This window comes from Pontibacter akesuensis (assembly GCF_001611675.1).
In the GTDB taxonomy this organism is placed as follows: Bacteria; Bacteroidota; Bacteroidia; order Cytophagales; family Hymenobacteraceae; genus Pontibacter; species Pontibacter akesuensis.
Genome location: NZ_CP014766.1, coordinates 2,525,620 through 2,545,709, shown reverse-complemented (window position 1 = coordinate 2,545,709; position 20,090 = coordinate 2,525,620). Strand labels below are relative to the sequence as shown.

Genomic DNA, 20,090 nt, shown 5'->3' with positions numbered 1-20,090 from the left:
TCAGCGCGTTCCGCACGACTTTACTCAGCAGCCTGGAAGCGGCTGCTCCAGGCCGGAAGCGACAGCTCAAACCGCACTTCCCCGTTTGGCGCTGTGCCTGTTTGCTGCCACCCTGCTTTGCGGTAGAATGCCTCGGCGCGGGTACCGGAGTCTGTGGAGAGCCACAGGTGCTGCTGCCCTTGGGCAAGGCTCCAGGCCAGCATTTCGTCATGCAGCTTCCGGCCAATGCCCCTGCCTGCGTAGGTCGGGTCCACAAACAGTGCCCACACGTTGGCCTCCGTCAGGTCCACGATGGAGAAGCCCACGACCTCTCCCGCCACTGCACACACCCAACCAGCGCCTTTCTCCCCGATCATCTCACGATAGTTCTCTGGCGTCACCAGCGAGGGGTCTGACAGCTGGTTTTCCTGCACGGCAAAACGCACCCGGGACATGCCCGGTATATCGGCTGCGGTTGCTATTCTGAATTCCATATTTATTTTATCTATACCTATACTTGGGTTTGATCCTGCTGCATCAGGCACTGCATCTCTACTACATCGTCCCAACCCTCTAATGTTCGGAGCCACTCTTTCCGCACGCCCACCTGCTTAAAGCCTGCCTGGGCAAACAGGTTTATACTTGCCAGGTTGCTTGCTGTGACGGAACAGTACACCTGGTGCAGTTGCAGCGTTTTATGGCAGTAGCCAAGCAGCAGCTCCAGGGCATCTTTGGCGTGGCCGTTGCCCCGGTGCTCGGCGGTTACCACAATGCCGATGCCTGCGCGGGCGTGCAGCGGGTCAAAGTCGAACAGGTCGATGGCGCCCACAGGCTGGTGGCTGCTGTTGCAGATGGCCAGGCGCAGTTGCTTCACAGTATAGATATCGGCCGTGGCGTTTTCGAGGTAAGCCTCCAGCACAAATTTGGCATAGGGCGTGAGGGTGTTGCCCACATGCCACACGGTGGTATCATTTTCCAGGGCATACAGGAACTCCAGGTCGGTTGGCTCCAGGGCCCGCAGGTAGGTATGGTCTGACTTGAGGAACACGCTGTTTTATACTTGGGGTTGAAAAACAAAGACCGCCGGCAATACATTACCAGCGGTCTGCTTTATACGTGTAATTTATACTTGCTGCAAGGGCACCGTACCACTGAACACCTGCCTGGCCGGTCCCATCAAATAAATATGCTTGAAGCCGCCCGTTTCATGCTGCTCAAAGGCCACCTGCAACTCGCCTCCCAGCACCTTTACCTTTACGGGGCTCTGCATGCCTTTCATGCCCGCTACCAAGGCCGCGGCGGTCACGCCGGTTCCGCAGGATAATGTTTCATCTTCCACGCCGCGCTCGTAGGTGCGCACAAAAATTTCGTTGTCCGACAGGCGCTGCACGAAATTTACGTTGGTGCCTACTTCGTTGAAGCGCTCGTTGTAGCGGATCGCGCGGCCCTCCTCATAGACATCCAGCAGCTCCACATCCTCCACAAAACGCACATAGTGCGGCGAGCCTGTGTTCAGGTAGAAATCCTCCCCAATCTGCTCTACCTCCTTCACGTCGTGCATCTTTAGCTGGATGAGGTCGCGCTCCACGCTGGCCTGGTGCTCACCGTCGGCGGCCAGGAAGCAGGCTACATCCTCGATCACACCTAACTGCCGGGCAAAGCGAACCGTGCAGCGGGCACCGTTGCCGCACATAGAGCCCACGCGGCCATCGGCGTTGTAGTACACCATCTCGAAGTCGTAGTCCGGGTGGTTCTGCAGCAAAATCAAGCCGTCTGCGCCCACACCGGTACGGCGGTCGCAGAGCGATTTTACCAGCGCTTCATCATCAGCCGGAAAATTATGTTTGCGGTTATCGACCATCACGAAGTCGTTGCCCGTGCCCTGGTACTTATAAAAGCTTATTGCCATGTAGCTGTAACAAATAAATAGGCGACTCCGTGCCTTTTTCAGGTTCGGCGGATAATGCGTAATTTAGCCGCCAACCGGCACAAAGCCAGAAATTAACGACAAAGATATGTATTCCTTTTTAACAACAGAAAACTGGGCTGACTACGAACTGGTGGATTCCGGAAATTTTGAGAAGTTAGAGCGTTTCGGAGACTATTACGTGGCGCGCCCTGAACCTCAGGCCATCTGGGACAAGCACTTGCCGGAGCAGGAGTGGCAGCGCATGGCCAACGCCGTGTTCACCCGCGACAAGGGCAGCCAGGAGAAAGGCCAGTGGAAACTGAAGAAAGGAATGCCGGAGCAGTGGTTCATCAACTACCAGTACAACGACCTGAAACTGCGTTTCCGACTTGGTCTGTCATCGTTTAAGCACGTAGGGATTTTTCCGGAGCAGGACAGCAACTGGAAGTTCATCTACGACACCACCCAAAAGCTGAAAACACCACAGCCGAAGGTGCTGAACATGTTTGCCTACACCGGCGCCGCCACCCTGGCCGCCAAAGCCGCTGGTGCCGACGTAACGCACCTCGACTCGATAAAGCAGGTTAACTTCTGGGCCCGCGACAACATGGAAGCCAGCAACCTGGACAACGTGCGCTGGCTCGTGGAAGACGCCATGAAGTATGCCCGCCGCGAAGTGAAGCGCGGCAACACCTACAACGGCATCATCCTGGACCCGCCAAGCTACGGCCGCGGCCCCAACGGCGAGAAATGGCAACTGGAAGAGGAACTGAACGAGATGATAAAGCTGTGCCGCGAAATGCTGGACGGCACCGACTATTTCCTGCTGATCAACCTCTACTCCATCGGCTTCTCGGCCATGATCCTGGACAACCTGATGCGCGGCACCTTCGGCGAGCAGATTCAGAACGAGGAACTGGGCGAGCTATACCTGCACGACAGTGGAAACAGGAGATTACCGTTGGGGACGTTCTTTCGGTTTAGCTCAGCGAGGAGGTAGTGTAAATATAGCAGTGGGCTTACCCTTTAAGAGAGACTTTATCTATTAGGGGCAAAAGTAAGTTGTTCCATAAATCTGATATCAAGCATGAACTTCGAAGATAGGATTAAAAGAGAGCCAAGAAAGGATAGGTACACTAAAACCGATTTAATAAAAGAGGGCTATTTGATAGCAACCGAGAAAAACCTTGAAGTCTACTTTGCTCCTTTTGATTACATCAATAAGACGGCCCCTGTAGTCATTGTTGGCATAACTCCAGGATGGACTCAAATGGAAAAATCCTTCAACACTGTCATCACAGAATTACATAAAGGGTACAGCTATGAATCAGCTTTGAAAAAGGTCAAATCAGAGTCAAGCTTCGCCGGTTCAATGCGTTCTAACTTAATTAAGATGCTAGATGAACTTGGACTACATGAAAAGCTAAACCTAAAGTCTACAGCAAATCTGTTTGATTTAGACAACGACTTATTACACTCTACATCCGCACTCAGATATCCCGTTTTTAGCTCAGGTCGAAACTATACAGGGTCCTCACCATCACCATTAAAAAGTTCGTTATTGTGGAATCAAATAGAAACTCATCTAGTACCAGAAATGTGCTTCTTTACAGATGCACTTATAATCCCACTGGGGAAGAACGTCAATGATATATTTATTGAGCTACAATCAAACAACAAGTTAAATAGTAATTATATCTTAAGCGGCTTTCCCCACCCTTCCGGTGCTAATGGTCACAGAGCAAAACAATTTGAGTTGAACAAAGCTCTAATGATAAACAAGATTGAGCAGTGGAAACGCGAATCCAAAGCTAACTAAAGCTGTCCCATTTAAGAAAAATCTCATGACCAACCGCCTCGCCCTCATTGACATGGGCACCAACACCTTTCACCTGCTGATAACGGAAGTAGACGAGCAGGGACAACTGCACGAGCTGTATAAAACGAAAGTGCCGGTGCGTTTGGGGCAGGGCGGCATCAGCAACGGGGCCATTGCGCCCGAGGCATCAGAGCGCGCGTTAAGAACCCTGCGAGACTTCCGTACCACAATAGACAGCTATGGCGCACAAACGGTGCGGGCCCTGGCGACAAGTATGGTGCGCAACGCCAGCAACGGTGACTCCTTTGTAAAGGACATCTTCAAGCAAACCGATATCCGGGTAGAGGTGATTGACGGTGCGCGCGAGGCAGAGTTTATCTACTACGGCGTGCGCGCTGCCGGGGTGCTCGACGAGAACACGGCCCTGATCACGGACATCGGCGGCGGCAGCATCGAGTTTATACTTTGCAACCAGCAGGAAATTTTCTGGAAGCAAAGCTTTGAGCTGGGAGCGCAGCGCCTGATGGATAAATTCTTCACCCAGGACCCGATCACAGCCGAAAGTATAGCCGCTGAAAAAGCGTACCTGGAGGAACGCCTGCAGCCGCTCACAGCGGCCGTAGCCAAGTATAAACCCACCATACTTGTCGGTTCCTCCGGCACCTTCGACACCCTCTGCGACATAGATGGTCTGCGCAAAGGCGATACTTCCCGCACCCAAACACAGCCTGTGGCTTCTACACTGGCGGTGGAGGATTTTTATACCGTACACCAGGAACTGCTCCGCAAGAACCACAACGAACGCCTGGCTATCCCCGGCATGCTGGAAATGCGCGTGGACATGATTGTGCTGGCAAGTATAGCCGTGGACTTTGTGCTGGAGAAGTATAAGCTGCAGGAAATCCGGGTGTCGGCGTACGCGCTGAAAGAAGGCGTGCTGCACCAGATGCTGGCGCAGCGCTAAGACTCCCCCTCCACTCTACTCCCTTCCGGAAAAAACGCTGCGCTACCTCGGCGCATCCGCCAGATTTCATAGCCTGGCGCTATTGAAATTCACATACTTAAAGTTTATCTTAACTAACCGAATCACCAGGAGAAGCCGTGTAATAACAGCCTCTCCTGGTAGTAGGTGCGCCTCTGAAAATATATCCCGTACCCGGGCAACCCTTCCCGATGCCGCCCTGTCTTCCCGGCAGAAACCTATACTTTGTTGTGTGATGAAAAGAAGTATAAATACCTGTACCCCGCTGCTGCTCCTACTGCTGGGGCTCTTTAGTTGGGGCTGCGATACGTTTGAAGAGGATGTGATTCCTGTTTCCTTCCATGAATTCAAACTGTTCCCCGACGAGGTGTACATGTTTAAAAACAACGACACCGTAAGGCTGATGCTCCTGCCGCTGGTGAATGACAGCCTCAAGGCAGCCGTGAGTGTAACGTACGGCCAGCCCCGGCACGGGCAGGTGGCGCCCGGCATTTACGTTGGCGAGGAATATGAGACGTTCTACATCCCGGCTACTGATTTCTGGGGAACAGACAGCCTGACGTATACCGTGTGCAGCGACGCGATCTGCAAAACAGAGAAAATAGTCATTCACGTAGAAGAGTCCATCGACTTCAGCACCTGCGTTGAGGCACTGGGAGCCGACTCGCTGGAAACAACCAGCAACACGCCCAAAGAAATTAAAATTTTCGCCAACGACTCTTTCTGCAATTTCCTTCCTTTTGCCCCCGTAACCATACAGCCACAACATGGCACCCTGCGGTTTTATGATTACCCGGGAAGCTACAAGAATCCTACATTTATCTACACGCCCAACCGAAACTTTGTGGGCGAGGACGCCTTCACGTACAGCGTCGATTTTAAGAGTGGCATGCAGCAAATGCAGGTTAAAATAAAGGTAAAAGCACAGTAACATGCTTACGCCAGGAAATAGCTGCCGCCCCCTTGCTCCTGCTCCCACACCGGGCAGCGGCGCCCTATTGTACAAGGTAATTTGGCTTGATAACAGGTAAGAAGGTGCAAACTGAGGAAGAAATCATAGCAGGCTGCAAGCAGGGGAAAGCCGCTGCCCAGGAGAAGCTGTACACGCTTTACTCCCGGCGTATGATGGCAGTTTGCACCCGCTATACCAAGTCGAGGTTCGAGGCGGAGGATATTTTCCATGAGGCCTTCGTAAAGGTATTCAAGCACCTGGATAGCTACAACGGCGGCTCCTTTGAAGGCTGGGTGCGCCGGATATTCGTGAACACCGCCATCAACCATTGGCACCAGAACCGGAAGTACGAGTTCCAGACCGACTATAGCACCGTGGAGGAAAGCACGCCGGCAGGAGACGATATCATCAGCAGTATTTCGGGCCAGGAACTGCTACTGCTGATCAACCAACTACCCGAAGGCTACAAGGTTATCTTTAACCTGTACGTGGTGGAGGGCTATAACCACCGCGAAATATCCGAAATGCTGGGCATTGCGGAGGGCACCTCCAAGTCGCAACTGGCAAAGGCAAAAAGCCATCTGAAGAAGACGCTGCAAAAACATTCAATATCTGAGAAATGCTGACTGATAAAGAACTGGAAGAAATAAGGCGTAAGCTGCTGGAGCTCGAAGAGGAGCCGCCAACCGACGGATGGAAAAACATCAAGGCGGAGGTACAGCCTCCGGATACCGGCTGGCGCCCCATCGGCTGGTTTGGCGTGATCCTGCTTTTGCTGCTTGCCACCCTTGGTGTTTACTATTTCTTAAATGACACTCCGGCAACTGATGTAGCAGCAGTACCAGCCGCACAAGAGCAGCAGGAAGAAACTGCCGCTGTAGTGGAATCAGGCAAAAATACCGTTACAATGCAGCAGCCGGAAAGAACATTGCCTCCGCCAAACAGGGCAGAAAGCACGGCTCCTGCAAGTCAGCGCAGCAGTACAAAGGCTCCGACAGAAACTACGCAGCAGGAACCGACGCGGCTAAGGCAGCAGCCACAGGAGCAGGAGAAGCTACCAGGAAAAAGCAACGATTCTACAAACCCTCGACCGGCGCAGGCGGAGGGTTTCCCTGTGTTAGCAGAAGTACAGGATACGGTGCCACAGGAAAACCCGGTGGAGGCGAAGCGTGTGGCTGCTGAAAGTATAGCTATGGTAGAGGATGCCATTTCTACGGGTGCAATTCCTAAAACTGGTAAGCCATCACCTGAAGACGAAAAGACTTCACCTAAAGGCAGAGAAGCAGCTGCTAAGAATGAAGTTGCTGGGACTGAAGACCGTTTGACAAGTATACTTCCTGCGCTCAACTTTGAAGCAGGTTTTGCCTTGCCGGATTCGGTAAGCCCTGCTCCACTAGCAGTTGCAGCACGCGCTGATGAAGAAGCTGAAGAGGAACCGGCAGCAGAAACCAAGAATCGTGACAAAGACAAGCAGCAAAGGGACTGGTATCTGGGCCTGACAGTTGCACCGCGTTACGCGTTCCGGTCGTTTACGCCTGCCACTGCCGATGAAATCTACATCGTGAATCTGAAGAACAGGGAGAAACTTGATCCTGAGCGCATGGGCTATGAGTTTAACCTGACCATGGGCCGGAAGCTAAAGGAGCAGCTGTACCTGGAAACAAGCCTGTCGCTGATGCAGCTGCGCGAAAATCTTGCTTATACTTACTCCAACGGAGAAATAGACTCTGTGGTAAGGAGCCTGGAGCCTGATGGCGCTATCAGGCTTACGCCGGTTTTGAAAGTGGTGGATCGCCAGCTAAAAAGCTCCTATGCCTATGGTGGCCTGCGCGTGGGCTTGACGTACTTTTTCCTGGAGCGGGCGCAAAGCAGGTTCAACCTCACCGCGGCAGCCGGGGCAAACCTGCTGGTAAGGGGCCGCACGAACGAGTACATCGACGGCGCCTGGAACGAGACCATTGTTTTCCCATCCAAGGACAACATACTGGAGCAATCGAACTATAACCTGATGCTGGGAGCAGGCTATAACCTGTCGCTGCATAGTAAGTATGAGTTGATGCTGATGCCAACCGTTAACTACTTCCTGGGCTCCACTTTCCATGAACGCGAGCCTTTTGGTCTGCGGCCTTATTCGTTGGGGCTCAACGTTCAGATCAGGAGAAGCTTTGGCAGAAACTAGAACACACTACTTCACCTAAAATCTTGAAAGCGCCGTGGCTCCAGCCATGGCGCTTTTTTTACGTCCCCCTACTCTCTATAATCAACAACTGGTGCTGTGCAGTTGGCAGCCATCAAACACCTAAAGCAGCAAGTATAGGCTGTTTTTTTTGTGACACTGGAGTAGTTAGAAATTCATCTGATGTAAATAAAAAATATTTTTTAGCACATACAACCCTTCCCGAAAGCGCCCTGTCTTACCAGCAAAAGAGAGAATAAAACAGATATAGATCACGGCCCGCCATGGGCTATGAAGCATGCTTAGCTCCCCAAGGCTGGCAGGAACACACCGCGATTAACGACAAGTTTTCACATACACCATCCACTCAATCTTTAAAACTATGAAGTACGCTAACATCAGTACCGTTCCTGTTATGGCAAAAAGCGCGCATCACTTGCGCGCGGCTAAAACACAACACAAATTTCCGGGCAACAGACTTATTCTCCTGCTAGTCCCTTTTCTCTTCCTCCTGGCAAGCTGCGACGAAGACAAAGTGGAGCCTGCGCCACGCGTAGAAACGGTATCCGCGAATGCCGGCCCTGACCAGACGGTGCAGGTAGGTCAAAGCGTTACACTGGATGCATCGGCCTCGAAAGACAGTCAAAGTAAACCCTTGAGCTACACGTGGGCAAGTATAAAAAAGCCAGCAGGCAGTACCGTAACGCTCACGAACGTAACAGAGGCAAAACCCACTTTCGTGCCTGATTTGGCGGGGGAATACGAGTGGGAGGTAACCGTATCGAGTGCCAACGGAGTTAAAAAGGACAAAGTAATGATAACGGCGGTACCAGTTACCAACACCCCAACAGATAATGGTATCTTATCGGAGGATATAACTAAATTTCGGGTGCTCACAAACAGAGAGGCTGACCCTGCAAAACCGGATTATGTGGTCACCAATAACATACAGGTGAAGGCGCGGCTTGTGGTGCAGCCCGGCGTAATAATTGAGTTTGAGGCAGACAAAGGGCTGGAGATCATGCACCAGGGCTTCATGACGGCCAAGGGAACTGCCGCCCAGAAAATCATATTCACGGGCAAAACCAAAACACCGGGCTTCTGGAAAGGCATCTTATTTGACACTAATAACCCCCTAAACGAGCTGGATTATGTGGAAGTAACTTACGCCGGCAGCAGCACCATGCGCGATATGCCCGAAAACGTAACAGCCAACGTTGGTATTACGGGCACCGACATAACCGCGGCTGTGGTGAGCATTAAGAACTCCTCTTTCACCAATGCCAACGGCTATGGCCTGTATGTGTTAGGCCAGTTTGGGGTTTTCGCTAATAATACGTTCAGCGGAAACAGCGGCCTGCCATTATATGTCACAGCAGGCCAGGTATACAAGCTAGATGCAGCCTCTACCTTCTCCGGCACCAAAGGAATCGGCATCGGCGGCACCCTGCACCAGCAGGTAAGAGGTGTTACCTGGCCACTGCTGCAGGGGGGCACCTCCTACGTAGCTGTGCACGACCTGAACATCGAAGGAGGCGTAACGGTGGCTCCGGGTGTAACTGTGGAGTTTATGGCCGACAAAGCCCTGTATGTTCGCCCGTCGGGCTCCCTCACAGCAAAAGGAACTGCGGCAAGTCCCATCACCTTCACCGGCCTGAGCAAGACAAAGGGCTACTGGAAAGGCATCATGGTTATGTCTGGAAATCAGCTAAATGAAATGGATCACGTAACTGTGTCCTACGGCGGCAGAAGTGACCTTGGTTCAATGCACAGGGTAAAAGCGAATGTGGTGCTCTGGGGCGATTTTACAATGATCGGCACGAATAGCACCCTGAAAGTTACGAACTCAGCGTTCACGCACAGTGGCGGGTACGGCATGGCTGTTCAGTTTGCAGGAGGCCGCCTGACTCAGTTTGCCAACAACAGCTTCAGCCACAACACGGGTGCCGCCATGTTTGTAACGGCAGAGGAGGTGCACAAACTGGATGCTGCCTCGCGCCTGAACGACAACAACGGCTACAACGGGCTGGAAACGCAGGGGACTGTCGCGCATGAGCAGAATGTGGTTTGGCCGGTGTTCAGCGATGGCGCCCGCTACCACATCACCGACGACCTGATCTTTGAAACAGGCGTGAAAATTCACAATACTGGAGCTACTCATGCTCTTTTCGAATTTGCAACTGATAAAGCCTTGTATGTGCAGGGCAGAGGCTACCTGAACGCCAAAGGAAGCAGCGAGAATGCTATGGTTATTTTCACAGGAAAGACCTACGCCCCGGGCTCCTGGAAAGGCATCCTGTTCGACACAAACAACCCGATGAACCAGCTGGACTTTGTAGGCCTGAACTACGGAGGCAGCACTAGATTAAATGATCTCGCCCAAAAGACCAGCCTGGGCGTGCGGGGCACCCTGCAGGTTACCAATTCCGAAATAAGGAACAGTGGTGGCTACGGGGTGTATGTAAAAAAAGACGCCTCTATCAACGCAGATGCCGCTACAGCCAACCGCTTCCTGAACAACCTGCAGGCAAACTATTTCAAGGAGCAGTAATCGCACTCCTATTAGATGCGCCTATGCCAGCTATGACTCGACTTAATTCTTTCTATTAACAGCAGGTTTATACTTGGCTTCATTCAGCTGATTTACCTGCTCCCCTTTAACAGCAGTAGCCGTCCATACTTCATGAGCAGCTACTGCTTTTTTACATAAACTCTCTCTATATGGTACAAACACAAATGCCAGCTGCTATCCTTTGGTGAGTTGTTTATGCGTCTTCTCATACGCCTTTTTCAGGTGCTTCAGGCTGTGGTTGTGCTGGCTATACTTTGCGGCTAGTACTTTCTCATCCTGCACCTCCCCTTGCTGCACATCTTTCTGCGCCAGTTGCTGTCCTAGTTGCTGCTGCACCTTTTTAGTTTTGCCTTTGCGGTAGCCTTTCTCCAGCAGTTGTGTCAGGAGTTGGACGGCTACCTGCTCCTCGCCCTGATTGGTATAATAGCCTACCACAGTAGCGGTAAAAGGCTGCCTCTGGTGATTCTTTGCAAAGTTGTAAAGCGAGATATGATCCAGCCCATACTTGTTCACCTGCTGTGCCAGATAGAGCGCCTTTGCCTCTTCGTACAAGGCAATGCCTTCGCTATACTTGTTTTTGCCTATCAACCGGTTGGCCTCCTCCAGTTTGCGCTGATAAGCAGCTGCCGCAGCAATGGCTGTTCTTCTGTCGGTGGCGGTAAAGGTAGCGATACCACATGCCACATTTCCCTCCGCGGCTTTGATGGCGGCCACGTATGCCTGGTCTGCCGCGATATACCTGCGCTCCCGCTCCAGCGCCTGCGCCTTCTGGTAATGTCCATCATAGGCGGCCTGCGTATTCATGCACTCTTGGGTGAAGATGCGCTCGCGCAGCAGCTTATACTTGCCCTGCACCTCCGCATCCTGCACCAGGGCGTAGCGCTCCTGCATGGCCGTGGCGTCCGCAGCTGTTTGGCGGGCGTTGGGTAGCCTGTTCTGCATGGCCTGCTCATAGCCCTCGCCCAGCATGGCCAGCAGCACCGGCTTGGCCGCTTTCTGCGACAGCTGCCTTAGCTCCTGCACCGGTTTAAAGCGGTAATTTTGCTCCAGTTCCAGCGCTTCTTCAAACTGGCTTAGGGCTGATCTGTAGTTCTGCTGTGCCAGAAAGCGTTTGCCCTCGTCTATGAAGCGCACGTAATACTGAAACTTCACCTGCCCCAGCAAATCATCGGCTTCCGCAGTGGTTTGAAGCACATCAGCATACTCCTTCTGAAAGCTAAGCGCCTCCCGTGCCACCCGCTCCGCCTCCTGCAGCTCGTTGCGCGACAGCAGGCGTTTTCCGTTCTCAACCAAACTACGGTACACCCCATTGGCAGCCCGGCCTTCGCCATCGTTCAGCGCCTGCATGTTGCAACGCAGTCCGCCGATGGTGCGACACAAGTCTCTTGCTTCCGCATAGGCGTCCAGCGCATTGTCGTACTCACCCCGAAAAGTCAGTTTATCGCCCTCCGAAATATGAACCCTGTAAATATCGTGCGCCAGGCTTAGCGCCAGTTGCTCGGTTTGCGGGTCTACGCGCATGCGGGTGAGCACATCGCGGGTGCGATTGGTGGCTTCGCGGATGTAGCCGTTCCGCAGGTCGATGCGCGCCAGTTGCACGTGCGCCGGGGCAAAGTTTGGGTTAGCCGCTACCGATTTATCGAAGTATACCTGGGCCGCCGAAGCGTTGCCGCCGTTGATCAGGCTCACGCCACGGTTGTAGAACTGCTGGTCGAGCGTAGCAAACGTATATTCTATCGCTTTGCGACGCTCGTCCAGTACCTGCCCCAGTTGGTTTAATTTATACTTCAGGCGCTGCGGGTCCTGCTGGTTCAGGTTCAGTTTCTCGGTGAAGTTCTGCTTCTCCAGTTGGTCGTACTGCTGCTCCAGCGCAACCAGGTTACGCTCCTGCAGCGGCAGTCGGTCTATGTCATCCGGTAAGATATGCGCCGCCTCCTGCAGGGCCTGCAGCACGTCGGCCTCGGCGGCAAAATATGCCCGCACCAGCGCCAGTTGCTCCTGCAGTTGGCGCACATCCTCAGAAGTATACACCACCTGCTCCTCCTCTACCTGCAGTTTAAAGTTCTGGTTGGCAGCAGTATCAGGCACCTGCTCCTCCAGCAGCGCCATGCCGTTTAATTTCAGGGTGATGGTCTGCTCGTATACTTTCACCACCTCGTTCTTCTCGTTCAGCAGTTTTACCTTTGCTTTATACTTGTCGGGCAGCAAAGCATCTCCTAAATCAAAGCCACGGTAATCGGTGCTGCCACTAAGCTGCGGCTTGCCCACCTGTACTTTCAGCTTCAGTACATCACCGGCGTCGGCTATACTTGCCTGCTGCTCAAAGCGGAGCGTGAACTCCGGCGTGCGCGGTGGCCTGCCATGCTTCGGAGTGGCTTTATTGTCTTTTAGCAGGTTGATGATGGTATTGAGCTGCACCTGGCTGTCGCCCGAAGTGCCGGCGTTATACTTGAGTTGGTAGGCTTCGGCTGTTTTCTCCTCAAACAGCAGCTTGTTCTGTGCTTCGGCGGCAAAGCCAGCGAGTACAGTGGCGAACAGTAGTAGTGCTTTCTTCATAGTATAGGAGCTTAGCTTTCAGAAACTAAGGCAAAGTCTATTCCAAATTTTAACAGGAAAGAACAAAGTATATAAAATAGAAGATATAAATGCCGGAGCAGCGCCATAAATCTTTCCTTTTGCCGTTTTGGGAAGTATGGGCAAGGCATTGCTTTGATATTTTCTTAATTTGCCGGCTTCATCAGCATAACCTCAAATGTATTCATACCGACGACTTTTCGAATTTACCCAAAACGTGTTTTTGAACATGGGCTGCCCACCCGAAGATGCCAAACTGGCCACTGAAGTGTTGCTTTCCGCTGATCTGCGCGGCATTGATTCACACGGCGTAGCCCGTTTGAGCGGATACGTGCGGCTGTGGGAAGCCGGTCGCATCAACCCAAAGCCGAACATCCGTATTGTACACGAAACGCCAAGTACTGCCACCGTAGACGGCGACGGAGGCCTGGGATTATTGGTGGCGCCACGCGCCATGGCCATCGCCAGGCAGAAGGCAGCGCAGGTAGGAACCGGTTGGGTTTCGGTTAAAAACTCTAACCACTTTGGTATTGCCGGCTATCATGCGATGATGGCGCTGGAAGAGGATATGATCGGTATTGCCATGACCAATGCGTCGCCGCTGGTAGCGCCTACATTCTCTACAGACCGTATGCTGGGCACTAACCCGATTGCCGTAGCGGTGCCTACTAACAACCAACCTCCTTTCGTAGCCGACCTGGCTACAGCCGCTGCTGCTAATGGTAAGTTGGAAATCTTGCAGCGTAAAGAAAAGAAAGCTCCTGTCGGGTGGATTCAAACAGAGGAAGGTCATCGCTCCACCAATGCCAATGAACTAAAAGAGGGCGGTGCGCTGCTTCCGCTGGGTTCGGATCGCGTGCACGGCAGCCATAAAGGCTATGCCTTGTCTGCGGTGGTGGATATTTTATCGGCTGTGCTTTCGGGTGCGAACTATGGCCCTTGGGTGCCACCTTTCGTAAGCTTCCTGCCTGTAGCAGAAAACCTGCCCGGTGAAGGAATCGGACACTTCCTGGGCGCCATGCGCATTGATGCCTTCCGTCCGGCTGATGAGTTCAAGTACCACATGGATAACTGGATCGGGGCGTTCCGTAAAGCAAAGGTAAAGAAAGGCGAGAAAGCCGTTCTCATCCCCGGCGATCCGGAGCGTGAAATGACAACCAAACGCCTGCAGAAAGGCATTCCCCTACTAGCACCTGTAGAGCGCGACCTGGAGGCTCTGGCGCAGCGATTCAATATCAACTTCTAAAACAAACGTATGGCAGCAGGTGGCACGGCAGTAGCAAGGCTTTTAACCAGTATCGGGTTGGGCTCCGGCAAACGCAGCATTCTGATGCTGGTGGTGGCCTGGGCGCTGGACCTGTTCTGGTTGGGGCTAAACTACTTCTGGCGCTTTGCCTCTGTGGAGGTACTGCTGGCTATCCCGATCCTGCTGTTGCTGTATGCCTTGATCGCGGTAGCGGGTTACCTGTACTGGGGTGTTCGGGAGGTGCGGGAGCAGGATGCCCCGTACGCTGGCGTGATGGTTGGGATGATTGTGGCGATTACGTTGCTGTACTTCAATTTCAACCTGCTGCAGTTCGTGCTGGATGCGATACAGTAGCTTTGTCTAAGCTGCGCGATTCTCCGTCCGCTTGTGCCGTTGACTGTCACTGATTATATCTATCTGGCTTGAAAAGCCATACTTTGATAGCGGGGGCTATACTTGTTGCAGCCATACTTACATAGCCGCTGCTTGTTTTATCTCCGAACAAGCTATTCTTTCTAGCTGCTGCTGATCCTCCAGCTCCCAAATACCTACTGTTCCATTACATGCTTTGGAGCGCTCACGGCCGCGAGGCCCCGTCCTCGGGCATCGCGCTGTGCGCCTGAAGCTGCTCCTCGCTCCGCTGCGGGCTGCCCTTACGGGCACCGCAACATGCACAAGGCACTCAACCCGAGGACTGGAAACGGTTCAGCTAGCCACTGCTTTCACGATGCAACAAGTAGAACTTCCCCCTTGAGGCAGAAGTGTCCCCTTGAGGGGACTACAGGGGTGTTTACTCCTGCTGAACATCTCCTTAAAAAGAGTGTAAAACTCCCCTACCTAAACAAGACAAAGCCGGGTGTAATCAAACCACATCAGCCACAAAGCAAAAACGGCAGCTCATAGAGAGCTGCCGTTCCTGTTCTGTACTTGATTTTATACTTACTCAATCTTCTTCCCCGCCATGGCCTGCTTAATCGAGATCTGCATCACGCGCTCGGCAAAGGGGCTGGTTTGCTCTTCCAGCCGGTCTACTGCTCCATAAATAGCGTCTTTGTCACCACCTGCGGCCAGCACATCGCGCAGCTTCTGCATGTTCTCGTTCGTGAGCTTTATCTCTTCCTCTGTCAGGTGCTGCCCGTTTTTCTGCACGAAGCGCTCTACCTGGTATAGCATCTGCTCAGCCGATGTACGCGCCTCAATCACCATCCGCGTCGACACGTCTTCTTTGGCGTGGGTGATGGAGTCCATCAGCATCTGCTCCACCTGCTCGTCCGTGAGGCCATACTGCGGCTTCACCTCCACCTCCTGGCGCACACCTGAACGAAGCTCCACAGCCTCCACTTTCAGGATGCCGTCGGCGTTAAGTATAAAGTTCACGTCAACCTTTGGGAAACCGGCTGGCATGGCTGGAATACCTTTTAAGTCAAACTCTGCCAACTTGCGGTTCTCCTTTACCAGGTCGCGCTCACCCTGGTAAACGGATATCTTCATGTTAATCTGCCCGTCTACCGAAGTAGTATACTGGCGGCCGGCTTTGGTTGGTATCTTGGAGTTACGGGGAATGATAGAATCCATCAGCCCACCCATTGTTTCGATTCCCAGCGTAAGCGGTGTCACGTCCAGCAAAAGGATGTCTTTGCGGTTTCCAGCCAGGATATCGGCTTGAATGGCGGCTCCCAGCGCTACCACCTCATCCGGGTTCAGCGAGTTATTCGCAGGCTTTCCGAAAAACGTTGATACAGCGTCGTATACCATCGGCACGCGCGTAGAGCCTCCCACCATAATCACAGCATCGATCTGCTCGGGCTGCAGTTTGGCATCGGCCATGGCTTGCTTGCAGCTTTCCATCGTGCGCGCTACGATCGGAGCAATCAATGCCTCAAACGTATGGCGCTCCAGGTGGCAATCAATGGTACCGTTGATGGTGCCGGTGTATACTTCCTGCGAGCTTAGAATTTTCTTTGCCTCCTCGGCTTTCAGGCGCAGCTCCTGCGACAGGTTCTTGTCCTGGTTCACCGTATCGGCGATCAGTTGATTCTGCTCAATCCAGTGGTTGATGATGGCCCTGTCAAAATCGTCGCCGCCCAAGTACGTATCGCCGTTGGTAGAAAGCACCTCAAAAATCCCCTGGTGTATACTTAAAATGGAGATGTCAAATGTGCCGCCACCCAGATCATAAACGGCAACTGTTTTCTCCTCGTTCGGGTCTATGCCAATGCCGTAGGCTAATGCCGCCGCTGTAGGCTCGTTCACAATACGCAGCACCTCCAGCCCTGCCAGTTTACCGGCATCGCGGGTAGCCTGCCGCTGTGAATCGTTGAAGTAAGCCGGAACGGTAATCACGGCGCGGTTCACCGGAGTTTTGAGCGAGTGCTCCGCACGCTCCCGCAGTTCCTTCAGTATCTCCGCCGACAGTTCGATGGGCGAATAGAACTTGTCCTGCACCCGTATCTTCACCAGCCCTTCGCTGTCATCGTCAACTACTTTGTAGCCAAAGTAAACTTGGTGCCCACCCAGGTCTTTGTAGGACTTGCCCAGCAGGCGCTTTACCGAGTAAATGGTGTTGGCAGGGTCGGTGATCAGATATTCCTTCGCCTCATTGCCCACATAGGTCTCGCCGTTGTCTGCAAAGTGCACCACAGAGGGCACAATCGTGCCGCGGCCCTGGTCGTTGATCGCGATTGGTTTTTTATCTTCAGGATGTATGTAGGCCACCAAGCTGTTGGTCGTACCTAAATCTATACCTACAATTACCTCTTCCTGCTGAAGAGCTCCGGTAGAAAGGTTTATTGCAACTTTTGCCATAGTATCGTCTTTTACGTGAGGCCATCACTAATTAGCGACGGCGCTTGGGCACAAAGTTACAAATAATTTAGGGAGGGATTTGTTTTGAAGGACTAACAGCCCTAGTGCAGACTATGCGCACCTAAAGCAGGCACTGCGTGTTACGCTTAAATCCTGCAGGGCGCAGGTTTATACTTTGCTATTTTAATACTTGATAACGCTGGCGCTATATCAATCAAAACTCGAGACTCAGCACTCAGAACCCAAAACTAATTACTCTTCGTCTTTTACTACCACGATGAACACATCCTCACCTGGGCGCTTCATCAGGTACTTCTCGCGGGCGAATTTCTCCAGCAGTGCCGGGTTACCCATCAGCTCCTTACGGTCTTTTTCTACCTCGGCCATCTTCTCCAGGTAGTGCTCCTTATCCGCCTCCAGGTCGTTTAGCTGCCGGCGCATCTGGTACTGCGTTACAAAGTCGTTTGAATCGAAAAACAGCATCCATACTACAAAAATGACAGAAGCGATAAAATAGAAGTTTCTGAATATTTTGGGGATGCGCTGTATCATAACTCTGGGCTTAAAGTACTCTTACAAAAATAAGGCTGTGAGCTTCATAACCCACAGCCTTAGCTATTATTTTTTCAGAAATCTAAATTTAAAATTTCCGGCCCGGGAAGTATGCTGTCTCCCCTAGTTCCTCCTCAATTCGAAGCAACTGGTTATACTTGGCCATACGGTCAGAACGGGAAGCAGAACCTGTTTTAATCTGGCCTGTGTTCAGCGCAACAGCCAGGTCAGCGATGGTGCTATCTTCTGTTTCGCCGGAACGGTGGCTCATCACGCTCTTATACCCGTGGCGGCGGCCCAGGTTGATCGCGTTGATTGTTTCTGTCAGGGTGCCGATCTGGTTTACTTTGATCAGGATCGAGTTAGCTATTCCCTGGTCGATGCCTTGCTGCAGACGGTCCACGTTGGTTACGAACAGGTCATCACCCACCAGTTGGCACTTGCTGCCAATAGCTTCCGTCAGTTCTTTCCAGCCCTTCCAGTCGTCCTCAGCCATGCCATCCTCAATGGAGTTGATCGGATACTTGTTCACCCAGTCTTTCCAGTAGCTTACCATTTCAGAAGAAGTCAGCTTATCGCCTGTAGACTTCTTAAAGTGGTATTTGCCGGAGGAAGCATCGTAAAATTCGGAGCTGGCTGCATCCATGGCAATCATCATATCGTCTCCCGGCTTGTAACCGGCAGCTTCTATCGCCTGCAATACCACCTCTATCGCCTCTACGTTGGATGCAATGTTTGGCGCAAAACCACCTTCATCACCCACGTTGGTAGATAGGCCTTTCTTCTTCAACACGTTTTTCAGGTGGTGGAACACTTCCGAACCCATACGCAATGCCTCAGAGAAAGAAGGAGCACCAATTGGCATGATCATGAATTCCTGAAAATCAATGGCATTGTCCGCATGGCTGCCACCGTTCAGGATGTTCATCATCGGCACAGGGAGCGTATTCGCGTTCACGCCGCCTACATAGCGGTAAATCGGCATGTTCAGCTCCTGCGCAGCGGCGCGGGCAATGGCAAGCGATACACCAAGTATGGCGTTGGCACCCAGGTTGCCTTTGTTGGTCGTGCCGTCCAGCTCGATCATGATCTTATCCAGCAGGTTCTGCTCGAACACAGGGAAACCGATGATTTCCTCGGCAATCTTCTCGTTTACGTTTTTAACAGCCTGCAGCACACCTTTGCCCATGTACATGCTCTTGTCGTTGTCACGCAGTTCCACTGCCTCGTGCACGCCGGTAGAGGCACCAGATGGCACCGCAGCGCGGCCTAGTATGCCGCTTTCCGTCGTTACATCTACTTCTACAGTAGGGTTGCCTCTCGAATCGAATATCTGTCTGGCTTTGATGTCAGTGATAATACTCATTGCTTTTGTTGTTTTACGATAGTTATACTTTGTTTTTGCTTTGCTCCAGTAGTGCCACAAACTCATCAAATAAATAGGTCGAGTCGTGTGGCCCTGGTGAAGACTCCGGGTGGAACTGCACCGAAAACGCAGGTTTGGTTTTCATGCGCATGCCTTCCACCGTATTGTCATTCAGGTTAATGTGTGTTATCTCTACCTCCGGGTGATTCTTCAGTTGCTCCGCATCCACCACAAAGCCGTGGTTCTGGCTTGTAATTTCGCTTCGGCCCGTTAGCAGGTTCTTTACTGGGTGATTTAATCCCCTGTGCCCGTTGTGCATTTTATAGGTAGCAATCCCATTCGCCTGCGCCAGAATCTGATGTCCCATGCAAATACCGAACATAGGTATCTCTTGCTGCAGTATCTGTTTCACGCTTGCCACTGCATCCTTAGTAGCTGCCGGGTCGCCAGGGCCGTTTGAAATAAAGTAACCGTCTGGGTTCCACTTCTCCATTTCCTCGAAGGAGGTATTGTACGGGAATACTTTTACTTCGCAGCCGCGCTGCATAAAGTTGTTCAGGCTGTTACGCTTCACACCGAGGTCCAAAACGGCTACTCTATACTTAGGGACCTCGGGCTTCAGATCATACTCCGTTGTCGTGCTCACATGCGACGACAGTTCCAGTCCATTCATCGACGGCACAGCATTTAACTTCTTACGCAACTCCTCCACATCCGTTATTTCAGATGAGACGATCGCGTTCATGGCTCCTTTATCCCGAATATGCCGCACAAGAGACCGTGTGTCTATTTCACAAATACCCACGATACCGGCCTTTTCAAAATATTCCTGTAGCGACCCTTCCGCTGTTTTCCTCGAGAAATGGTTGGAGAAATCTTTGCAAACCAGGCCACTGATCTGCACGCGTCCCGACTCTACTTCGTTAGGCTGCACGCCATAGTTGCCTACATGCGAAACAGTGGTAACAACCAATTGCCCGTAGTAAGAGGGGTCGGTAAAGATTTCCTGATAACCGGTCATGCCAGTGTTAAAGCAGAGTTCACCACCCGAAGTACCAATCCGGCCCAGGCTCTTGCCCTTGTATACTGTTCCATCTTCTAAAAGAAGGATAGCTTCAGAGGATGTATGTTTTTTCATCTTAAAAATTTTGTTACAAA

General features: G+C 52.2%; 17 protein-coding genes. 9 read left to right on the top strand and 8 right to left on the bottom strand.

Annotated features, from left to right (window positions below):
* Positions 1-20 precede the first annotated feature (20 nt).
* From A0W33_RS10925 to dapF, 3 genes are all read right to left on the bottom strand, one after another.
* Complete coding sequence (locus tag A0W33_RS10925) at positions 21-473, bottom strand: GNAT family N-acetyltransferase (protein WP_068838174.1); 453 nt, start codon at positions 471-473, stop codon at positions 21-23.
* 17 nt (positions 474-490) lie between these two features.
* A complete protein-coding gene (locus A0W33_RS10920; protein WP_068838173.1) occupies positions 491-1,027 on the bottom strand; it encodes a GNAT family N-acetyltransferase in 537 nt (178 codons plus the stop codon).
* Between the two features lie 75 nt (positions 1,028-1,102).
* Positions 1,103-1,888 carry a diaminopimelate epimerase gene (gene dapF / locus A0W33_RS10915; protein WP_068838172.1) on the bottom strand — a complete coding sequence of 262 codons (786 nt, stop codon included), beginning with the start codon at positions 1,886-1,888 and terminating at the stop codon, positions 1,103-1,105.
* Positions 1,889-1,994: 106 nt separating this feature from the next.
* Here dapF and A0W33_RS10910 point away from each other — a divergent pair, with 106 nt between their 5' ends.
* The 7 genes from A0W33_RS10910 (at position 1,995) to A0W33_RS10880 (ending at position 10,368) form a co-directional block, all read left to right on the top strand.
* A complete protein-coding gene (locus tag A0W33_RS10910; protein WP_068838171.1) occupies positions 1,995-2,888 on the top strand; it encodes a class I SAM-dependent methyltransferase in 894 nt (297 codons plus the stop codon).
* 87 nt (positions 2,889-2,975) lie between these two features.
* Positions 2,976-3,707 carry a hypothetical protein gene (locus A0W33_RS10905; RefSeq protein ID WP_068838170.1) on the top strand — a complete coding sequence of 244 codons (732 nt, stop codon included), beginning with the start codon at positions 2,976-2,978 and terminating at the stop codon, positions 3,705-3,707.
* Between the two features lie 25 nt (positions 3,708-3,732).
* Positions 3,733-4,671 (top strand): Ppx/GppA phosphatase family protein, encoded by a 939-nt coding sequence (locus A0W33_RS10900; RefSeq protein ID WP_068838169.1) that lies wholly within the window; start codon positions 3,733-3,735, stop codon positions 4,669-4,671.
* Between the two features lie 253 nt (positions 4,672-4,924).
* Positions 4,925-5,620, top strand: coding sequence for an Ig-like domain-containing protein (locus A0W33_RS10895; RefSeq protein WP_068838168.1), 696 nt, complete (start codon positions 4,925-4,927; stop codon positions 5,618-5,620).
* An 86-nt stretch (positions 5,621-5,706) separates the two neighbouring features.
* Positions 5,707-6,267 carry an RNA polymerase sigma factor gene (locus A0W33_RS10890; RefSeq protein WP_229802140.1) on the top strand — a complete coding sequence of 187 codons (561 nt, stop codon included), beginning with the start codon at positions 5,707-5,709 and terminating at the stop codon, positions 6,265-6,267.
* Entirely contained in the window at positions 6,261-7,820 is a 1,560-nt protein-coding gene (locus tag A0W33_RS10885) for a hypothetical protein (protein WP_068838167.1), read from the top strand. Before A0W33_RS10890 ends, A0W33_RS10885 begins: the two co-directional genes overlap by 7 nt.
* Positions 7,821-8,199: 379 nt before the next feature.
* On the top strand, positions 8,200-10,368 hold the full coding sequence (locus A0W33_RS10880) for a PKD domain-containing protein (protein ID WP_068838166.1): 2,169 nt from the start codon (positions 8,200-8,202) through the stop codon (positions 10,366-10,368).
* A gap of 195 nt (positions 10,369-10,563) precedes the next feature.
* On the opposite strand, the gene A0W33_RS10875 is transcribed toward A0W33_RS10880, so the two are convergent.
* Complete coding sequence (locus A0W33_RS10875) at positions 10,564-12,945, bottom strand: hypothetical protein (protein WP_068838165.1); 2,382 nt, start codon at positions 12,943-12,945, stop codon at positions 10,564-10,566.
* Positions 12,946-13,141: 196 nt separating this feature from the next.
* On the opposite strand from A0W33_RS10875, the gene A0W33_RS10870 reads away from it, so the two are divergent.
* Both A0W33_RS10870 and A0W33_RS10865 read left to right on the top strand, forming a co-directional pair.
* The gene (locus A0W33_RS10870; protein WP_068838164.1) at positions 13,142-14,209 is read left to right on the top strand and encodes an Ldh family oxidoreductase; all 1,068 of its coding nucleotides are present in this window, start codon (positions 13,142-13,144) and stop codon (positions 14,207-14,209) included.
* Positions 14,210-14,218: 9 nt separating this feature from the next.
* A complete protein-coding gene (locus A0W33_RS10865) occupies positions 14,219-14,563 on the top strand; it encodes a hypothetical protein (protein WP_068838163.1) in 345 nt (114 codons plus the stop codon).
* Positions 14,564-15,148: 585 nt separating this feature from the next.
* On the opposite strand, the gene hscA is transcribed toward A0W33_RS10865, so the two are convergent.
* From hscA to carA, 4 genes are all read right to left on the bottom strand, one after another.
* Positions 15,149-17,014, bottom strand: coding sequence for a Fe-S protein assembly chaperone HscA (gene hscA / locus A0W33_RS10860; RefSeq protein WP_068838162.1), 1,866 nt, complete (start codon positions 17,012-17,014; stop codon positions 15,149-15,151).
* A 252-nt stretch (positions 17,015-17,266) separates the two neighbouring features.
* Positions 17,267-17,566, bottom strand: a complete 300-nt coding sequence (locus tag A0W33_RS10855; RefSeq protein WP_068838161.1) for an FtsB family cell division protein — start codon at positions 17,564-17,566, stop codon at positions 17,267-17,269.
* 88 nt (positions 17,567-17,654) lie between these two features.
* A complete protein-coding gene (eno, locus tag A0W33_RS10850) occupies positions 17,655-18,932 on the bottom strand; it encodes a phosphopyruvate hydratase (protein ID WP_068838160.1) in 1,278 nt (425 codons plus the stop codon).
* Positions 18,933-18,954: 22 nt separating this feature from the next.
* Positions 18,955-20,070, bottom strand: coding sequence for a glutamine-hydrolyzing carbamoyl-phosphate synthase small subunit (carA, locus tag A0W33_RS10845; RefSeq protein WP_068838159.1), 1,116 nt, complete (start codon positions 20,068-20,070; stop codon positions 18,955-18,957).
* Positions 20,071-20,090 lie beyond the last annotated feature (20 nt).